Origin of the sequence: Enterococcus xiangfangensis, assembly GCF_005405365.1 — a bacterium.
GTDB lineage: Bacteria > Bacillota > Bacilli > Lactobacillales > Enterococcaceae > Enterococcus_A > Enterococcus_A xiangfangensis.
This window is the reverse complement of the sequence record NZ_BJDX01000001.1, coordinates 396,106-414,136: the sequence shown is the minus strand read 5'-3', so window position 1 is coordinate 414,136 and position 18,031 is coordinate 396,106. Positions and strand designations below refer to the sequence as shown.

The 18,031-nt window shown below is 38.8% G+C and carries 19 protein-coding genes and 1 pseudogene; 17 read left to right on the top strand and 3 right to left on the bottom strand.

What is annotated here, in order from left to right:
- The first annotated feature begins 6 nt into the window (after nt 1-6).
- Nucleotides 7-327: a hypothetical protein gene (locus tag FFM68_RS02040; protein ID WP_239585027.1), complete on the top strand. Its 321-nt coding sequence runs from the start codon at nt 7-9 to the stop codon at nt 325-327.
- Nucleotides 328-423: 96 nt separating this feature from the next.
- On the opposite strand, the gene FFM68_RS02035 is transcribed toward FFM68_RS02040, so the two are convergent.
- The gene (locus FFM68_RS02035) at nt 424-1,299 is read right to left on the bottom strand and encodes a GH25 family lysozyme (RefSeq protein ID WP_174784490.1); all 876 of its coding nucleotides are present in this window, start codon (nt 1,297-1,299) and stop codon (nt 424-426) included.
- 245 nt (nt 1,300-1,544) lie between these two features.
- Here FFM68_RS02035 and FFM68_RS02030 point away from each other — a divergent pair, with 245 nt between their 5' ends.
- The 13 genes and pseudogenes from FFM68_RS02030 (at nt 1,545) to FFM68_RS01970 (ending at nt 12,916) form a co-directional block, all read left to right on the top strand.
- The gene (locus tag FFM68_RS02030) at nt 1,545-2,024 is read left to right on the top strand and encodes an RNA polymerase sigma factor (protein WP_167483430.1); all 480 of its coding nucleotides are present in this window, start codon (nt 1,545-1,547) and stop codon (nt 2,022-2,024) included.
- 98 nt (nt 2,025-2,122) lie between these two features.
- The gene (locus FFM68_RS02025) at nt 2,123-2,323 is read left to right on the top strand and encodes a DUF1659 domain-containing protein (protein ID WP_137617762.1); all 201 of its coding nucleotides are present in this window, start codon (nt 2,123-2,125) and stop codon (nt 2,321-2,323) included.
- Nucleotides 2,324-2,337: 14 nt separating this feature from the next.
- On the top strand, nt 2,338-2,550 hold the full coding sequence (locus FFM68_RS02020; RefSeq protein ID WP_137617761.1) for a DUF2922 domain-containing protein: 213 nt from the start codon (nt 2,338-2,340) through the stop codon (nt 2,548-2,550).
- Nucleotides 2,551-2,665: 115 nt separating this feature from the next.
- Nucleotides 2,666-3,571, top strand: coding sequence for a magnesium transporter CorA family protein (locus FFM68_RS02015; RefSeq protein WP_137617760.1), 906 nt, complete (start codon nt 2,666-2,668; stop codon nt 3,569-3,571).
- 336 nt (nt 3,572-3,907) lie between these two features.
- Nucleotides 3,908-5,575 (top strand): BglG family transcription antiterminator, encoded by a 1,668-nt coding sequence (locus tag FFM68_RS02010; protein ID WP_137617759.1) that lies wholly within the window; start codon nt 3,908-3,910, stop codon nt 5,573-5,575.
- Nucleotides 5,575-5,721: pseudogene (locus FFM68_RS02005) on the top strand (SelA-like pyridoxal phosphate-dependent enzyme); the annotation flags it as partial. The gene FFM68_RS02010 and the pseudogene FFM68_RS02005, both read left to right, overlap by 1 nt.
- A 90-nt stretch (nt 5,722-5,811) precedes the next feature.
- Nucleotides 5,812-6,549: a 2-dehydro-3-deoxy-phosphogluconate aldolase gene (dagF, locus tag FFM68_RS02000; protein WP_137617758.1), complete on the top strand. Its 738-nt coding sequence runs from the start codon at nt 5,812-5,814 to the stop codon at nt 6,547-6,549.
- Nucleotides 6,550-6,851: 302 nt separating this feature from the next.
- Entirely contained in the window at nt 6,852-7,214 is a 363-nt protein-coding gene (locus FFM68_RS01995; RefSeq protein WP_239585026.1) for a hypothetical protein, read from the top strand.
- Between the two features lie 192 nt (nt 7,215-7,406).
- Nucleotides 7,407-8,396, top strand: a complete 990-nt coding sequence (locus FFM68_RS01990) for a serine hydrolase (RefSeq protein ID WP_137617790.1) — start codon at nt 7,407-7,409, stop codon at nt 8,394-8,396.
- A gap of 149 nt (nt 8,397-8,545) precedes the next feature.
- Nucleotides 8,546-9,475, top strand: a complete 930-nt coding sequence (locus FFM68_RS01985) for a zinc ribbon domain-containing protein (RefSeq protein ID WP_137617757.1) — start codon at nt 8,546-8,548, stop codon at nt 9,473-9,475.
- Between the two features lie 30 nt (nt 9,476-9,505).
- Nucleotides 9,506-10,444 (top strand): serine hydrolase, encoded by a 939-nt coding sequence (locus tag FFM68_RS01980; RefSeq protein ID WP_137617756.1) that lies wholly within the window; start codon nt 9,506-9,508, stop codon nt 10,442-10,444.
- A gap of 541 nt (nt 10,445-10,985) precedes the next feature.
- Complete coding sequence (locus FFM68_RS01975) at nt 10,986-12,170, top strand: double-cubane-cluster-containing anaerobic reductase (RefSeq protein WP_137617789.1); 1,185 nt, start codon at nt 10,986-10,988, stop codon at nt 12,168-12,170.
- Nucleotides 12,152-12,916, top strand: coding sequence for an acyl-CoA dehydratase activase (locus FFM68_RS01970; protein WP_137617755.1), 765 nt, complete (start codon nt 12,152-12,154; stop codon nt 12,914-12,916). Before FFM68_RS01975 ends, FFM68_RS01970 begins: the two co-directional genes overlap by 19 nt.
- 100 nt (nt 12,917-13,016) lie before the next feature.
- On the opposite strand, the gene FFM68_RS01965 is transcribed toward FFM68_RS01970, so the two are convergent.
- On the bottom strand, nt 13,017-13,238 hold the full coding sequence (locus FFM68_RS01965) for a hypothetical protein (protein ID WP_137617754.1): 222 nt from the start codon (nt 13,236-13,238) through the stop codon (nt 13,017-13,019).
- Between the two features lie 207 nt (nt 13,239-13,445).
- Between FFM68_RS01965 and FFM68_RS01960 the strand changes: the two genes are divergently transcribed.
- A complete protein-coding gene (locus tag FFM68_RS01960) occupies nt 13,446-14,090 on the top strand; it encodes a hypothetical protein (protein ID WP_137617753.1) in 645 nt (214 codons plus the stop codon).
- A 50-nt stretch (nt 14,091-14,140) separates the two neighbouring features.
- A complete protein-coding gene (dapB, locus tag FFM68_RS01955) occupies nt 14,141-15,052 on the top strand; it encodes a 4-hydroxy-tetrahydrodipicolinate reductase (protein ID WP_239585024.1) in 912 nt (303 codons plus the stop codon).
- An 89-nt stretch (nt 15,053-15,141) separates the two neighbouring features.
- On the opposite strand, the gene FFM68_RS01950 is transcribed toward dapB, so the two are convergent.
- Complete coding sequence (locus FFM68_RS01950; RefSeq protein ID WP_244925801.1) at nt 15,142-15,795, bottom strand: TetR/AcrR family transcriptional regulator C-terminal domain-containing protein; 654 nt, start codon at nt 15,793-15,795, stop codon at nt 15,142-15,144.
- Nucleotides 15,796-15,935: 140 nt separating this feature from the next.
- On the opposite strand from FFM68_RS01950, the gene FFM68_RS13315 reads away from it, so the two are divergent.
- Nucleotides 15,936-17,903: an ABC transporter ATP-binding protein gene (locus tag FFM68_RS13315; protein ID WP_239585023.1), complete on the top strand. Its 1,968-nt coding sequence runs from the start codon at nt 15,936-15,938 to the stop codon at nt 17,901-17,903.
- Nucleotides 17,904-18,031: the final 128 nt, after the last annotated feature.

The following is an 18,031-nucleotide window of genomic DNA, read 5'->3' as shown; positions in this document are numbered from 1 at the left end:
GGCGTAATGACAAACTCATTTGATTACAAAGGCTTGACTTTGACACCGACGGACCTATCATTCAGCAATGAAGAGTTACAAAAATTGTTGACGTTTGAAGGTGCGATCACGCATGAACGTTTGAAAGGGTTCAACTTTCATTATTATCTGATGGCAGAATATGAGTTGAACGGTTTATTAGCAAAACTCGGTGCAGCAGAGCGCCAAGCTAAACGAATTTATTACATCACAGGGCAGCTAGTTTCCAGCGATCTAAAAAACTTATCAGTAGCGGGCTATTATCTGCCGACAAACTGGGGATTTATGCAAGTGATGATCAAAAAATAAGCGATGAAAGAATTTTTCTTTCATCGCTTATTTTTTTGTTTACTCTGACAGCTTTTGATCAGTACTTGCTCTGAATTTTTTTCGTAAACGTCGTGATCAATAAAAGACGCCCCAACTTGGCGCAGTCCGCTTTTGACCATCCGATGGCCCGGTAGCTAGATAGCCGTAAGTTCCATCGGCTCGTTTTTGGCGGATCCAAACATAGCCTTGTTCGTGAGCAAACGCGTCGTAATCAATCGTTTGCCCAGCTTGTAAGATCGCGAGACTTTGTGCGTGGATAGTTGGTGCGGTACGCAAATGAATCGCAGTTTTTAAAGAAAAGGAGCCTTTTTCCGCCATTCCCCAAGCAGTCGAATCTTGCGGACGATCAGTGAAAAAAATGAATGGTTTTCTATCAGCTAGGCGATTGAAATCTAAGAAGCCATTATATCCTGGCAAACGCCCCTTTGACGTGTATTGATGAAGATCATAATTTTGATTGACGGTTGGCTTGATTCCATGATAACTGCCTGAGTTGCTGCCGTAACTTGGTAGCCACAGCGCATCGAAATTTTCCACCGCAAGATTAAAGGAACGGTATAAGTGGTGAGCGACATAGACACCGACTTTTTTTCCTGACAGCTGTTTCAATGTTTGTCGAAACATTTCGACCCCGCCGCGCATATCTGACATACTCTGTTCTTCTACGTCCAGCCAATAAAAAGTCGGTTGAAAAATTTTTGCTCGTTCAAAAAAAATACGAGCTTCCTGAGCCATATCCGCGTGATTTGTTCCACGGACCCAAGCATAGACGGCTGTAGGGACGCCTAGTTCTTGAAAGCGCCGCAAATGGGTTTGATAAAACTTGTCGCAATGGGCAGAACCATATTGCACACGTACGATCACGTGATCAATTTGTTTTGCCAATAATGGGTAATTGATTTGGTTAGGATGTTGCCACTCGCTGATGTCGATAATCATTGGTCGGATCATTTGATTTCCTTCTTTCATTTAATTTACATGATCATGTGCCATTAGTTTGGCAAAAAATAGTAAAAAACCAAAAATTGATTTTACCGATTTAGAAAAAATATCAAAGCAGAAACAGTCGGTTTAAGCGGGTCGGTAAAGGTTGTCACTGTAATATTGCTTTAAGACCAGTCAAATTGATTGTCGTAAAAAAATTAATTTTCCTTCATCTTTACGGTATCGGCCGAAATAAAATGGAAGGAGAGAGTATGGCGACAGAAAATGCAGAAGAATTAGTACAAAAATATGAACCCATGTTTCATAAAGTTTTGATCACGTGCAGCATTTTCCGTAATAATCCTGACTATGAAGACTATTTACAAATAATCCGGCTCAGCTTTTTTGAAAAGAGTCAACAGCTGGATTTAAAGTACACGAATCAATTAACGTTGATGTATCGCTTTTTGTGTTGGCGAGTGCGGGATCATCAGCGGAAACAGCAATATCAACAAACATTGATCGAAAAAGTTATGCACTATGATTTAGAGCAGGAAGTCTCGATGGAAGATCGTATTTTGTGGGAAGATTTTTTAGAACGTTTGTGGCCGAAACTTTCGCTTGGTGAACGACGCTTTTTGTTTGCTCGGTTGTGTTTAGGTCTGTCGATGAAACAAATCATGGGTGCTTATAAAGTCAGTCGCTCCACGGTTTTGAATTGGAAACGAAAATTAGCTGAGCGCTTTAGTTAAAAAATAATTTTTTAGGTAAGCATTGGATGGAAAACTTACGTTAATAATAGTGTAAGCAGTCGCGACCTTACAAAAAAAGAACAATGGAGGAATTTCAGATGATTCAAAAAATTGGCAACAAACTGCAAGTACAATTAGAAAAAGCTGATGGAAAAAAACAAAATGTCAATTTCAGTCATGTAATCGATGCACCAACTGAAGAGCAGGCTTTGGCTTTAGGCGATATTTTAGTTAGTTTATCTAAAGACAAACAATTGGACGGAATCGTGCTGACTGAGCAATCACGAATCACTAAATAAGAGGAGGAAACGATATGTTGAAATTGTCCGGTACCTTTGAAAATAGTTTAGGCAAAATGCACCATTGGAGTTTTAGCGACCCAAACAAAGATTTGACGAGTGCAGAAGTTCGAGTGCAGTTGGAGAAGCTGTCTGAATTAGCACTTTTTGAAAAAGATGGCGCACAATTATTTACCCATGTAACAAGTGCAAAGTTTGTGGAAGTGATCGAAACACCCTTGTTTTAATCAAAAGACTGTGTCGATTTTCGGCACAGTCTTTTTTCTTGATTCTAGGCGAATTGTGACCCTACACTTTCTATGATAAAATGCAGGCGGGCTAAATGATATAGGAGACGGAAAAATGTATACAAAAGAAGTGTTTAATCAAAAGATGAATCGCTGGATCAATATCGATGCAGAAAATGAAGCAGAATTGAAAAATCTTTATCGTGATTTTGGGATTGATCGTGAGTTTGTGGATTATTCGTTGGACCGCAATGAACGAGCACATTTAGACTATGACCAAGCGACGGATGTCTTGCTGCTGATTTTTAACGCACCCAACCGTCGTAAAATCGATAATCACTATGAGACGGTACCGGTGACTTTTATTTTAGTCGATCGAACATTGATCACTGTTACCACACAGCAGAGCAACTATTTATATTTTGAAATCAAAAATTATTTAGAAAAAAATCCTGAGAGCACCTTGTTTGAATTGCTTTTCAGTAGTCTTTTCATTGTTTCGGATCAGTACTTCCCATTTGTTGAGGGAATGGATCGCGAGCGCAAGCGCATCAGTAATCTGCTGAAAGAAAAAACGACAAAACAAAATTTATTATTATTGTCTGATTTAGAAACTGGCATCGTTTATTTTGTGACAGCTTCACGGCAAAATGTATTGTTAGTGCAACAGGTCAAAAGCCATGGAATCTATCGCAGATTGAGTGATCAAGAAAAAGAACGGCTGGATGATGTATTGATCGAAGCACAGCAGTTAGTCGAAATGACCCAACTCTCTTCACAAATTTTGCAGCAGCTGTCAGGAACCTACAACAATATTTTAAATAATAATTTAAATGATACGATGCGAGTTTTGACGGTGTTATCTGTGTTGTTGACCGTTCCGACAATCGTTTCAGGGTTCTTTGGTATGAACATGCCGCTGCCGTTAGAGCATAGTGCAATAGGTTGGGTCATTACGATTATTGTCAGCCTATTCTTGTGGTTGGGTTTATCTTATATATTAAGGAAGTTGATGAAATAATAGCCTATAAAGACTGACTTACATCGTAATTTTTAATGAATAAAAAGTTTTTTCCCTTTGATTTGTTCAAAAATGGGAAAAGACTTTTTTTGTTTATAAAATAAATTTTTTGAAAAAAGTTTGCATCAACCGATGTGGTATTATTTTAATTAATCGTTAGTGCAATCAAATTAAGTGGAGTTGTCAGCAAATGTGTAGTATTTTTGAACTGTTTTACGTAGAACTGACTGTACGTTTGATGATATTTGCATTTTTTGCACTAGAATAAGTGCAAGGATTTCATATTGTTATAAGTGAAATGACGCACTATAGTTATAAATGTAAGGAGAGAGCATGATGCAACAGATAACTAAAAGACAGATTCAGATTCTTCTTCAATTGCTGGAAAGTTCAGCGGCAACAACGACTAAGGAGTTAGCGGACCAGCAAAATGTAAGCGTACGTACTATCAAATATGATCTCGACACTATTCGGCTGTGGCTGCAAGAAAGAAATCAAGACTTGACCAGTAAAAGAAGCCAAGGGGTTTGGTTAGTGTTAAGTGATTCCGAACGGATCAAGTTGAAGAGCGAGCTGATGGATGTCGATCGCTTAGAGTTGTTTGCTGATCAAACATCACGCTTGGATCGTTTAAGTATCCAATTGATGCTTACAAATCAAGCGGTGACTTCGTTTGAACTCGCAGAACGTTTGGCTGTCAGCAAGGATACGATTTTGCATGATTTAGATGTATTAGAAAAACGGTTGAATGCTCAAGGAATGACACTTGAACGTTTGCCGCGCAAAGGTTTTTTGATCACTGGTCCGGAACGACAAATTCGTTTGTTGATCGAAAAGGTGTTTCAAAAAGATTTGACTGATTATGACATCTACAAAATCATGGATCTGCTTTTGCAAAGTGAAAAACACGAAGGCTACGAATTGTATGCCGCTAAGGGAACTGCTTTTCAAGTAGTGTTGAATCAAGTACTGACGGATATGCGGCAACTGTTGAAACAGATCGATACATCCGATTTGAATTACGCAGAATTGCTGAATATGCTGATCCGAGTAGCGATCGCGACGGTTCGTTTAAAAAATGAATACACGATCGGTCGTTATCAGTTACTGAATGATCCAAAAGAGCAACAAGAGCTCTCTTACTTATTGATGCAACAAGTTTTTGCGCATTATCAATTGCCGTTGTTTGAAGATGAGTATCGCTACATTTACAGTGATACCTTTGAAAATAGCCCGACTCAAGATGTGATGCTCTTAACGGAAAATCTAATCCAAAAGGTAAGCAAAAAGATCAATTATGCGTTTTATAATGATCCGCAGCTTTTAACCAATCTTTACGCGCATTTATCGATGCGGTTGTCGCGCAAACAAAAATTTGTGAATGAATACAATCCTTTTAAAGACGACATTAAAGCTAAATATCCGCAGCTATTTGAAGCAATCGAAAAGGTTGTACTGAAAGAGATCCGCGGAACAAGCTTGCTAGTCAACGACTCGTTTATCGCGTATATCGCATTGCACTTTCTCGTTTCGTATGAGAAAGAAGCGGATTTAAGGAGTGTCCGAGTAGTTTATGTTTGTTCGACGGGATTAGGGGTAACAAGTTTGATCAAGCAAAAGATTTCTGAGGAACTTTCCAATATCGAAATCGCAGCTTTTGCTTCGGTGCTGAATGCACAAGAAGTTATCAAACAGAAAGAACCAGATTTAGTTATCAGTATCTTTCCTATCGAAGGAATAGATTGTGAATTTATTAAAGTTCATCCGTTGCCGACAAAGCAAGATCTAGACAAGATCCAGCAGGCAGCTAAAAAAATTCTAAGTCAATCACCGCAAAAAAGCGGCAGAAAATTAAGGTTGGAATCGGCTGGAAGTAGGGCGTCATTAGAAGATTTCAGCAAAGAACTGATCTTACAAGCGTATACGATTTATGAAAAATTAATATTGCTGTTTCGCGATCAACTAAGCCAAGAATACCGAGAAGCTTTCTTACTGCATGTATAGAAGTCATTGCTGAATTAAAAGCAGAAGATCCAGCAATTTATACGCGAGAATATCAAGCCAATAACGGTATCATTGAATTTGATATCCGTGCAGTAAACGAAGAAGAAATGAACAAAATCGTTACACGATTAAAAGCAATCATGTAATGTCTAATACTTGCCAGATTATTTTGACAAGGGAATCTGATCTAATTTTCTAAAGAAAAAATTTAAAATAGAAGTAAGGAGCAAACAATTATGTCATTAACCCCAAATTATTATAAAGATCGAGTAAGTTTAAACGTTTTAGCTAATTCAGTCGAAAATGCGCGTGATTGTTACAGTGCAGCAGAAGGACACGTAGTTTTAGGTGTTTTATCAAAAAATTATGACAGCGATGCAACTGCTATTGAAGATATGAAAAAATACCAAGCGGCAACAAACAACGCCCTTTCAGTCGGACTTGGTGCCGGTGACCCAAACCAAAGTCAAATGGTTTCACGAATCTCAGGGAAATTGCAACCGCAACATGTGAACCAAGTCTTCACTGGTATCGGCGCATCTCGAGCATTATTGGGACAAAATGACACGATCATCAACGGCTTAGTTTCTCCTTGCGGCAAAGTTGGCTACGTTAATATTGCAACGGGTCCATTGAGCTCTCAATCACCAGAAGCTATCGTACCGATCGAAACAGCGATCGCTTTGTTGAAAGATATGGGCGGCAGCTCAGTTAAGTATTTCCCAATGAAAGGTTTAGCGCATAAAGAAGAATACGAAGCAGTAGCAAAAGCTTGTGCAGAACACGATTTTTATTTGGAACCAACTGGCGGAATCGATTTGGAAAACTTCCAAGAAATCGTTAAAATTGCATTGGATGCAGGCGTGAAGAAAGTCATTCCTCATGTATACAGTTCAATTATTGATGCAGAAACGGGCGATACGCGTCCAGAAGACGTTAAAACACTATTCAATAAAGTAAAAGAATTATTATAAAAATACACTAGAGAGCATGATTGATGAGATCATGCTCCTTTTTTTATAGATAGAACGAGCTCTTTTAGGCGAAAAACACTAGTGAATCAACTAACAAAAATTGACAGTTCTTAGAAAGTACTGTAGGTTTAAAGTTAAGCAATGGGTTATTGCTGGGCAAATAAAAAATAGAGGAATAACTCTTTTTTTAAAACGAATAGTGAAATAATGAACAAATAATAGGAGGAATTGAAATGATCGAAACTTTTGTGTTTTCTAGCGAACATGTTTTTTTGAATGAAGATTAAACGAAGATCCGACAATTGTTGGACTATTTAAAAAGTCGCAAGCAGCAAATCGGTATGGTTTTTTATGATCAAGCGAAGATGAATCAACTTTTATTGGAACACCATCTGGCCGATTACTTAGATTTTTCGGTACTGGGTAAAAAAACCGAGCAGATTCCGCAAGGATTGGTCGATTTTTTGCAGGTGGATTTAGCACATCAAAAAGTCAATTTCATTTCAGATTCATTAGATAATTTGTGTGAAGCTAAAGATTTAGGTTTCAGGCCGATTTATCTTGCCGAAGATTGCAGTCAAGAAACGCTGACTTGTCCCTCCTTCAGAAATTTTGACCAGTTGCACTTAGGGGTGATTGAAAGTCGATTTGATCAATTGATGTAATGTCTAATAAACTTTTTAATGAAGAGTCTCCCGATTTTTTTCAGAAATCGTTGGAGGCTTTTTTTGTCCGCAAAGTTCATTGATTTTATTAACGGATAGCTGCATTTTTTTCAAAATATATTATTTTAATGATTAAATATGATAAACTTATTAATGGAGTTACAGTTAGTCGAAAGGGAGCAGGTGGAAATTTTGGGCAGACATAGCGCACCTAAAGAAACAAAACTAGGAAAATATCTTGCAGCAAGTTTGATCGCCTTTTTATTGATCGGCGGTGTATATTTTGGCGTGACACGGTTAAATGATTCAACTGAAAAATCAGAAAAAGCTGCCGCAAACGAACGCCAAACGACGTTAGAAACAAAGACTGCCGACTCGAAACAACCAACCGACCAAAAGGACAGACAGACGGAGTCGACAGCTTCTTCTGAAAAGACGACAACAAAGACTAGTGAAAAAAAGACCGCTAAAACAACCGCAACGCAAACTAAAAAAGCAGTGGTCAAAGCAGCCGCTGATTTAACTAAAAATGCGGGGAAAGTGTATTATGGTGTTCATTATTTTAAAAATGAACAAACAATCTCCAGTGAAAATTCTGAACCGACAACCGCCGCAAATATTATCGAATTATTCATTATGGACTATGCCCTCGCGCAAGCAGGCGGCAGCGACCAAGTAATCCAAGACAAACAGTTAACGGAGTGGCTGACACCGATGATCCAGCAAAATGATCTTGGTGCAACCAATGTTTTGATTGATCATTATGGCATGGAGAATTTGAATGCCTATTTCGCCGCGCAAGGATATTCAGATACGCGGATCGAACATCGGATGATTGATATCAACGTCCCATTTGAAGCCGGGGATAATTATACCTCGTTAGATGATTGCATGAAATTATTGAAAAAAATTTATGACGGACGTGAAAAAGTACCGCAAAAAATGATGTTAGAGATGTTAACCGGACAAACGATTCGTACGAAGCTTCCTAAAAAAATACCAGCAGATGTTACGGTAGCGAATATCACCGGTGAACAGCAGAAAATTGAAAATGACATCGGACTTGTGCTGACAAAAGAAGAACCATTTGCAATTGTCGTACTGACCCGAGAAGTTTCAGATATCGTAAAAACAAGAAATGCCATTGCTGATTTCAGTTTGGCAGCTACTTTGAATAAGTGAACTTACCATAAGGGTAGGTTCTTTTTTTTACAAAAGAGACAGGCATTATAAAAACATTCATGATTTTTAGTGGGGGGAATGTGATAAAATAAACATAAAATGAGCCTATTATTTTAGTGAATCTAACTCAAAAAGGAGCGGAGTTAAAAATGAAAATTTGTCCAAAGTGTGGGGAAGAAAACAGCGATCAGTCATTATTTTGTGAACACTGCGGGTTTGAATTTGCTAAGGTGGACGAATCACCCAAAAGAACTCAAGGAACAAACTTGCAAGATTTGTCGAGTTCAGCAACGTATACACCAAATAAAAAATCAGTTCCTAAATGGCCGTTCATTATCGCGGGAGTAGCGTTATTGGCAGTCGTTGTGGGCGTTGGTTTTGCTATGGCAAGTCGCGGAGATAATCAGGTTGTTCAACCAAGTGCAACGTCGTCCTCCAGCTTAACAAACACAAGCAAATACGATGACATCATTGCAGAAGCCAAAGAAATGACGATCAACGGTGAGTACAAGAAATCAAATCTAAAGTTAAGCCGAATTTCTGCTAGCGACTTAGGTAAGAGTGAATTTTCAGCAATCGCTGATGAAGTGGATGAATTGACTGAAAAAAATGAAGAAGGTTTGCAGCAAGAAGAAGATAAAACTGCCGCTCAAAAAGCCCAAGAAGCCAATAAATCGGCGGTGACCACTTCAGGAAGTTCGAGTACTTTCAGCGGGGATTATGCTAAGTGGGCGAACACGTATTATTTCTATTATTCACAATCAAGCCAAAAACAAAGTGCATTGACTATTGGGGCCAATGGCAGTGTGACTCAAAAAAATGTGAACGGCACCCAATATTTTGGTGAAGCAACGATCACTAGTGCCAGCGGGGATGTTTTAAGTTATGAAACAAATGAACAATATCCTTCTGATATGCCAGATACGAAATCGATCAATCCGAACGTAAAGATCACTGTGACCTGGGACAATGGCGGCGGCACTCAGATTTATTATGGATATCTTTCTTATTCTTCACGCTTGGCATTGACTGATGGCGTGGTGAAAAATGGCGGAGTTAACGAAGTCTGGATTTCATAAAACAACGTATAAGGAAGAAGATGAAACCTTTTGGGAAGACATTCAGGCTCGAACAAATCTGGCACTGCTAAATCAATTTGGATAGGGATTTTATTTCTATTAGTAGCGGGTTCGACGTATGTAGCTGCGAATAAATTTTTTGCGCAACAAAATAAGCCACAAACCATAGAACAAAGCAGTCAGACAGAGGTAAGTACGCAGCCAGAAACTGAAACGAGTGCGGAAATCAGCACAGCGACGACTAATTCAGCTAGTCGTACAAGCAGCAGTACGCATTCGCCAACAAAGCCGCAGTTAGATCCTGCTGAATTGTTGGCGAATGCGGAACAAGTGTATTATGGTGTTTATTATTTTAAAAACAATCAAGAGTTGTCCAGTAACAATTCTGCTCCAACCGTTTCTGCCAGCGTGATCAAAGTTTTTATTATGGAGTATGCTTTTACTAAAGCTGATCCAGCAGAAGTCGTGCAAGGAAGAACAATCAATGATTGGGTTGTTCCAATGATCCAGCAAAGTGATAATCGTGCGACCAATGTGTTGATCGACTATTTTGGCATGGATACATTGAATCAGTTTTTTCAAGCACAAGGATATCAAGATACCCGGCTAGAACGCAAAATGTTGGACAATGCCGCACGCAGTCAAGGCAAAGAAAATTATACTTCATTAAATGACTGCATGGCTTTTTTAAAGAAGCTCTATCAGCAACAAGGAGCGTATCCGCAATCAACCATGCTTGAGATTATGAAAGGTCAGACTGTTCGCACCAAGATACCCAGCAAATTAACTGGAGAAATCACAGTGGCTAATAAAACTGGCGAACTCGACAATGCAGAAAATGATATTGCTTTGGTTTTGACTGAAGACAATCCATTTGCGTTGGTCGTCTTAACTAAAAATATGACCAGTGTGGCGGGTATACGAAACGCCATTGGCGATTTTTCATTAGCCGCAACACAAATAAAGTAACGAATAGAAAGTCCTACACTTGCTTGCTAAGTGTGGGCTTTTTATTTGTGTCAAAGAAGTCTATAGAAAATTCAGCAAGCCAGAGAAGCAACCACATGATCGATTATTTGTTTTCAATAAAGTTTAGTTCAAAAAATTTTTAATCAAAAAAATCATTAGCTAGTCATTTAATAATGAGAACGATTCTCTTTTAGTAGGCTTGCGGGAGAAAAATACCTTCGTTATACTGAGGGAAGTGATTGTAAATGCTTACACAAAGTTATGAGTCTTGTTTCAAGACATTCATAACTTTTGACTACATCAGGGGGTGGAAAAAATGGTTAGCCGATGACTTTGAGTGCCGCAAAGCTTAGAGGTTCTAAGTGCAGCAACTAACTATTTTTCCTCCTTGGATCAGTTGAAGTAGTGATTATCCAGGAGCGGGTCTTTTTTAGGCGTGCTTTTTTCTGTTGAGGAAAATAATGAATGGTGCGTATACGGCAAAGTTTTCAATGGAACGATTCAAAAACAAAAGCCTCAAAATGAGAAAGGAATGGATAATGTGGAAGTAAGGACAAGCCTGCCGGAGATTTTTGATGAATTTGGCGAAGCAAGAAGACAAGGATTTTTGACAGTCAAGGAAATAAAAGAGACGGGCAAACCAATCGTGGGAGTGTATTGCACCTTTATGCCGGAAGAATTGGTATTGGCTGGCGGAGCGATTCAAATCAGTTTGTGTTCGACTTCAGATGAAACGATCCCTGATGCCGAAGAAGATCTACCGCGCAATTTGTGTCCGCTGATTAAATCAAGTTATGGTTTTGGAAAGACGGATAAATGTCCGTATTTTTATTTTTCTGATTTAGTTGTCGGAGAAACGACGTGTGATGGCAAGAAGAAAATGTATGAATATATGGAAGAATTCAAAGATACGTATTTGATGCAATTGCCGCATATGCGTAATACGAAAGAAAGTAAAAAAATGTGGTACAGCGAATTGATCCGGTTTAAAGAAAAACTGGAAGATTTTCTTGGGGTCGAAATCACGGATGAAAAAATTCGAGAAGCAATCGTTTTGAAAAATCGCGAGCGTCAAGCAAAGAAAGATTTTTATCAGTTAGGTCAATTGAATCCACCAGCACTTACAGGGCAAGAGATCTTCAAAGTGATGTACGGTTCGCAATATAAGTTTGATAAAGAAGAAGTGATTCAAATGCTGGCTGAAACGACGGCTAAAGTCAAAGAAAGATATGAAGCTGGTGAACGGTTGGAGCAGAAACCGCGTATCTTAGTAACAGGATCACCAATGGGCGGAGTCACTGAAAAAGTTATTCGAGCGATCGAAGAAAACGGTGGGATAGTCGTTGCCTATGAAAATTGTACAGTCGCCAAAGCAGTGGAACGCTTAGTTGATGAAACAGAAGCTGATGTCTATCAAGCATTGACCGATAAATACATCAATATCGGTTGTGCCTGTATGACGAATAATCAGCCACGAAAAGAATTGCTGAGTCAAATGGTCGATGAGTATCAAGTCGATGGCGTGATCGATATGGTTTTGCAAAACTGCATCCCATTTTCAGTAGAGTCATTGAAGATCAAACGTTTCTTGAACGAAGAAAAACACATCCCTTATATGTATTTAGAAACGGATTATTCGACTTCAGATATCGAACAGATTAACACACGCGTAACTGCATTTATTGAAATGTTAGAGGAAGATGCTGTATGTACACAATCGGTTTAGATTCAGGTTCGACGACGACAAAAGGTGTTCTATTTTCTAATGGCGAGTTATTGGATAAATATCTGATCCCGACTGCCGGTAATCCCAAAGGTGCGATGTCAGAAGTCGTTGAATACTTTAAGCAAAATCATGCAATAAAAAATGCAAAACTTGTGACAACCGGTTACGGCCGCAAGTTATTGCCGGCTGACTTAGTAGTGACAGAGATCACCTGTCACAGTAAAGGAGCGGAATATTTACACCCTGGAGTGAAACAAGTGATCGATATTGGCGGGCAAGACTGTAAGACGATTCAGCTAAATGGCAAAGGCAGTGTTGTGGAATTCAATATGAATGATCGATGTGCAGCTGGAACTGGCCGTTTCGTTGAGGTGATGATGCGAACTTTGGGGGAAGATATTTCTGATTTGGATCATTTTGTTCAAGGGGCAGAGCCAGTCACAATCAATAGTATGTGTACGGTATTTGCAGAATCAGAAGTTATCAGTTTGATCTCAAAAGGCGAAGCACGCGAAGATATCGCGCTAGGAGTCTTGCATTCTATTGCACAGCGAATCAGCGGCCAATATTCAAAACTTAGACCGGTTAGAGGTGAAGAAGTATTGTTTACTGGTGGTCTATCAAAAAGCGAAACTTTTGCAAAAGTCTTAGAACAATATGTGGCAGCCCCAGTCAAAAGCGATGAACTTTCCCAGTACGCTGGAGCAATCGGCGCGGCACAGATTGGAATAAAGAAATTAAAATAAGTGAAAAAGATCCGGCAGAATTAGCCGGATCCTTTTACTCATTTATGAAGAACAAACTTTGGTAAAGTCGAAGCAATTAGAAAAATGAGGCTGGAAGAAGTCAGCAAGCCGCAAAAATAATCAACAAGAAAGATCCTTTTTCTGCTAGCGCACCGAAAAAAAGAATCAAGCTGTCTACAAATAAGACACTCATATTGACCCCAAATAGGACGGCCAATCTTTCCGACGTATCTTCGATTTTTTTCTCTTTGAAATAAACTAAAAAAAGGTAAAGATTAACTAGGATGAATAATACGATTGAAAGAATGATGGCAATCTTCATAAATAGGCTCCTTTATAAATTGAAAATAATGATTTTTCTATTGTCATTATACGCGCTGAAAACAAAGAATAGGAGATAGAGAATGTTTTCATTTTTAAAGAGAACTTTAAAGCGGGGCTGTATTTTTACTAGATGATTTATTTATCCTGACATTCATTGGTCACTCCGTTATACTAAATAAAAATAAAATTTTTAGGAGGAGCAACGATGGACTTTGTTGCATCAGATTTTGAGTATTATGAGCGTACGATCAAGATCATGTATCAAAATTATTATTGGAAACGAATCGTGATCTGCGGGATTGCCTTAGTTATTATCATGATCTACAGCGGGATTTTTCAAGATAATTTGATGTTGAATCTCTTGTTGATGATCGCGATCGCCGGTGCTGGGGGCTATCTGTTTTTAGAAAAGCAAAAATTTTCAGAGGTCTATCATGCTTTTTTGGCAGAGAATCAGCCTGAGGTACAGATTCGAAAAATTCAAGAAGAAGAGTATAGTTACAATGTGTTGGCGAAAGGAAAAACGCGAATTAACAAAAAAGGTGTTCGTAATCTGCCTTCTAATAACAAGCAATACACGATGATGGTCGGCTTTTCTAAGGCGTTTTTTTCGCGGGAACCGTTGCAGATCGTTTATTACGACATGCTTGATCTTACTTATGAAGAAAATTTTCGGCTGAAACGCAACGGTTATACTAAAGTGCCGCGTATTTTGCGACGTTTTACATTGCGGAATTTAAAAGCAAGTGCAGGAAATGCTATGAGTTTTATTTTAGGAAATCTGTTTCTTTTATTCATTTTGTATCGTTTGCTGCGTTATGTTTGGTCATTTCTGCGGATGCTGTTCTAATCACTTGATAGAAAATTTCTCAGGTGATTTTTTTTAAGGAGTTTCATGCTATGATTTTGAAAACGGTTTATTTAATGACGTTAAAAGAATCTTTTGCTTTAGCAGAGAAAATTGGGATTAAAGAGCCTAGTACAAATTTTTTTAAAGAAGGAGGAGAAAAAATGATCAAAACGATCGTGATAGGACCGCGCGGGAAAATGGGGCGCTTGATCACGCAAATTGCTGCTGCTAGTGAGAAATTGACATTAGTTGCAGGTGTTGGTCCGAAAGGGCGCGACTATATTGGTCAAGATTTAGGGCAAGTGGCATCACTAGGATATGATTTGGGTGTACCAGTGGTAGATGACTTAACAGAAGTAATTGAAATATGTGACGTCATCATTGATTTTTCTACTAAGGAAATGGGATTAGATGTTTTACAATTGGCAAAAAAATATAAAAAAGCGTTAGTTTGCGGGACAACTGGATTCACTTCAGCAGAAAAAGAGTTGTTTCGTAATGCGGGTGAGGAGATTCCGCTACTTTATGCGGCGAATACGTCTAAATTAGTAAACGTGATGAATCAGTTATTGCAAACAGCCGCAGCTGCAATCGGCAAAGAAACGGATATTGAGATCGTGGAAATGCATGATCGCTGGAAAAAAGATGCGCCAAGCGGCACTGCGAAAGAGATGGGCGAGTTGATCGCCGCTGAATTAGATACAACACTTTCAGCCGTAGCAACTTATGGTCGTGAAGGAGTCGGTGAACGAGAACCAGGAACCATTGGATTTCACTCTGTTCGAATGGGAGATACGCCAAGCAGTCATACAGTTTTATTTAGTGGCCTTGGAGAACGGCTGGAAATCACTCATCATTCGACCGATTGGCGCGGCTTTGCCAAGGGAGCTTGTGACTGTGCGGTCTTTTTAGCGAAACAGCCGTCAGGATATTATGGCGTCGCTGATATTTTAAACAAATGATGCAAGGGGGAGTGACAAAAATCTTGTCACTCCCTCTTTTTCCGAATAAAAAGTACTCCAGAAACGATTGTTTAAGCTCTTTTTCGTTTCTATGACAACTTCTTTTCTATACCGGCTAAATAAATTCGAATGCTGTTTAAAAAATTTGCCTTTGGATCTTGTTGCCGCCGATGGGCAAAGTTTTCTACCAAGGAAGACAACTGATGTTCATTGGCATAGTCGCGCATTTTAGTAACATAGACCATCAATTCATTTTGTTTTTTCAAGGAATCTTTTCGCAAGATGTCTTCATGTTGTTGATCGATCAATTGTCCAATCAATAAATGATGCATCGAAAGTAAAGCATTGTGACTTTCAACAGGCGACAAACCGATTGAAATCAATAGTTGTGCCATCGTTTCTAAATGTTCCAAGCGGCTAGGGTAAGCTGGAACCGTGTGAATCTCAAGCTCAGCACCACAAGGAAATTTTGTGTAGAGATCATAGTAGCTTTCCATAAATTGAAAAAGTTGTTCATGCCAAACTAGGTTTTGATCGGGGATGATCAATTCCTCTTCCATCGTCTCTATCATTTTTTGCAGCAACGCTTGTTTATTATTGAAATACCAATAAAGTGCGGGTGCTTGAACATGTAAACGAGTCGCGAGTTTTCGCATCGATAATGCTTCGATCGTTTGATTTTCTGCTAATAAGTCAAACGCCTCCTGAACGATTTTTTCGCGGGTAAGTTTATTTTCGGCCACTGTACTGTTCCTTCCTTATGTTTTTTTTGAAATGACAATCATTCTTCTTGCAATTCATTTTGTATCGTGGTAAATTATCTCTCGTTCTTATTTTACAGTGTTAAATAAGAGCCGTCAATTTTTTGAAAGAAGGCGATAAAATGAAATTGATTTTGCGACACGTAAAAAACTACACTCCGGCTGCTGTAGTGTCTTTACTATCCGTAAGTATCATGGTAGCCGCTTCTTTGTGGCAACCCAAATTATTAGAAAAAGTTTTAGAAGCAATTGTTAGAGATGACCGAGGAAAAATATCTGAACTAGGTATTTACTTGATTAGTATCGCTTTATTAGGCTTAATTGCAGGTTTTTTTAACACGATTTTTTCCGCTAAAGTGGCTCAGGGTGTCAGTGCGGATATTCGCGAGGAAGCCTTTCGTAAAATCCAAACCTTTTCTTTTGGAAATATCGAACAGTTTTCTGCAGGAAACTTAGTCGTTCGTTTGACGAATGATATCACTCAAATTCAAAATTTAGTCATGATCGCTTTGCAATCATTGTTTAGAATTCCTTTTCTTTTTATCGGCAGTCTCATTTTAGCGATGATCACATTGCCGCAATTGTGGTGGGTGATCGTTGCGCTGATCGTTGTCGTAGTCATCATTACGGGCTTATCGTTCACGCAAATGGGCAAACACTTTATGATTATCCAAACATTGATCGATAAAGTCAATGAACAAGCAAAAGAAAATCTTTTAGGGATTCGCGTTGTAAAATCTTTTGTTCAAGAAAAAAATCAATTGACGCGTTTTAGTCAAACGAGTGAAGAATTGACGAAACACAATATCATTGTCGGAACACTCTTTTCTGTCATGATTCCTTCTTTTATGTTGGCGGCCAACTTAGCAGTCGTTGGAGCAATCTTCTTTGTCAGCAATCTAGTGAAGGAGGATCCGTCAGCAATCGGTGGAATCGCATCGTTTATGAACTATTTGATGCAGATCATGATGGCGATCATTATTGGTGGAATGATGATGATGATGACCTCTCGTGCAGCGGTCTCATTAAAACGGATCAATGAAATTTTAGAAACAGAACCAGATTTGACTTATCCAGATGTTCCCGAACAAGATCTATCCGGCAGTGTTCGGTTTGATCATGTGTCTTTCCGTTATCCGGGAGATGAAAAAGACACGCTGAAAGATATTAGTTTTTCGATTCAATCAGGTGAAATGATCGGGATTCAATATTCGCAACAATATTATCAACCATTGATGCAGATTTCTTCTGGATACAGCATGATTCAATTAGCTGTGACCGGTGCGCGACGGTTGAATGAAATGTTTGATGAACCTGATGAAGTAAAACCAGAAAATGGTGTGGAACTTACGGATGTAAAAGATGCGGTTCGTTTGAATCATGTTGATTTTGGCTATGATGATGACCGTCTGATCTTGAAAGATGTTTCAATCAAAGTAAACAAAGGCGAGATGGTAGCATTAGTTGGACCAACGGGTTCTGGAAAGACGACGATTATGAATTTGTTGAATCGCTTCTATGATGTAAATAGCGGATCTGTTTCATTTGATGGTCAAGATATTAGAGAGGTCGATCTGGATAGTTTACGTCAACATGTTGGGATCGTTTTGCAAGAATCTGTTTTATTTTCGGGTACGATCAAAGAAAATATTGCCTTTGGTAAACCAGATGCTTCGGATGAGGAAATTATCGCGGCGGCTAAACAGGCGAACATCCATGACTTCATTATAAGTTTGGATGAAGGATATGAGACAGTCATCAGCGAAGAAAATAATTTGTTCAGTACAGGCCAAAAACAATTGATCAGTATTGCGCGGACGATCATTACCAATCCTGCGCTGTTGATTTTGGATGAAGCAACCAGCAACGTGGATACAGTGACGGAAGCAAAAATCCAAAAAGCGATGGATGAAGCGATCAAAGGACGAACAAGTTTTGTGATTGCTCACCGCTTGAAAACGATTTTGAATGCAGATCGGATCGTTGTTTTACGCGAGGGTCAAGTGATTGAAGAAGGAAATCACCACGAGTTATTAAAAGAAAACGGATTTTATGCGGAACTTTACCGAAATCAATTTGTTTTCAATTAAGATGTTTGATCGCAGCAGAAAATTTTCTGTTGCGATTTTTGTTATTTAACATTTTTTAATGACTTATTTATTGACTTCTCATTTTGTAAATGCTAAATTCAATGTAATCATTTAAGGAGGTCAGAACT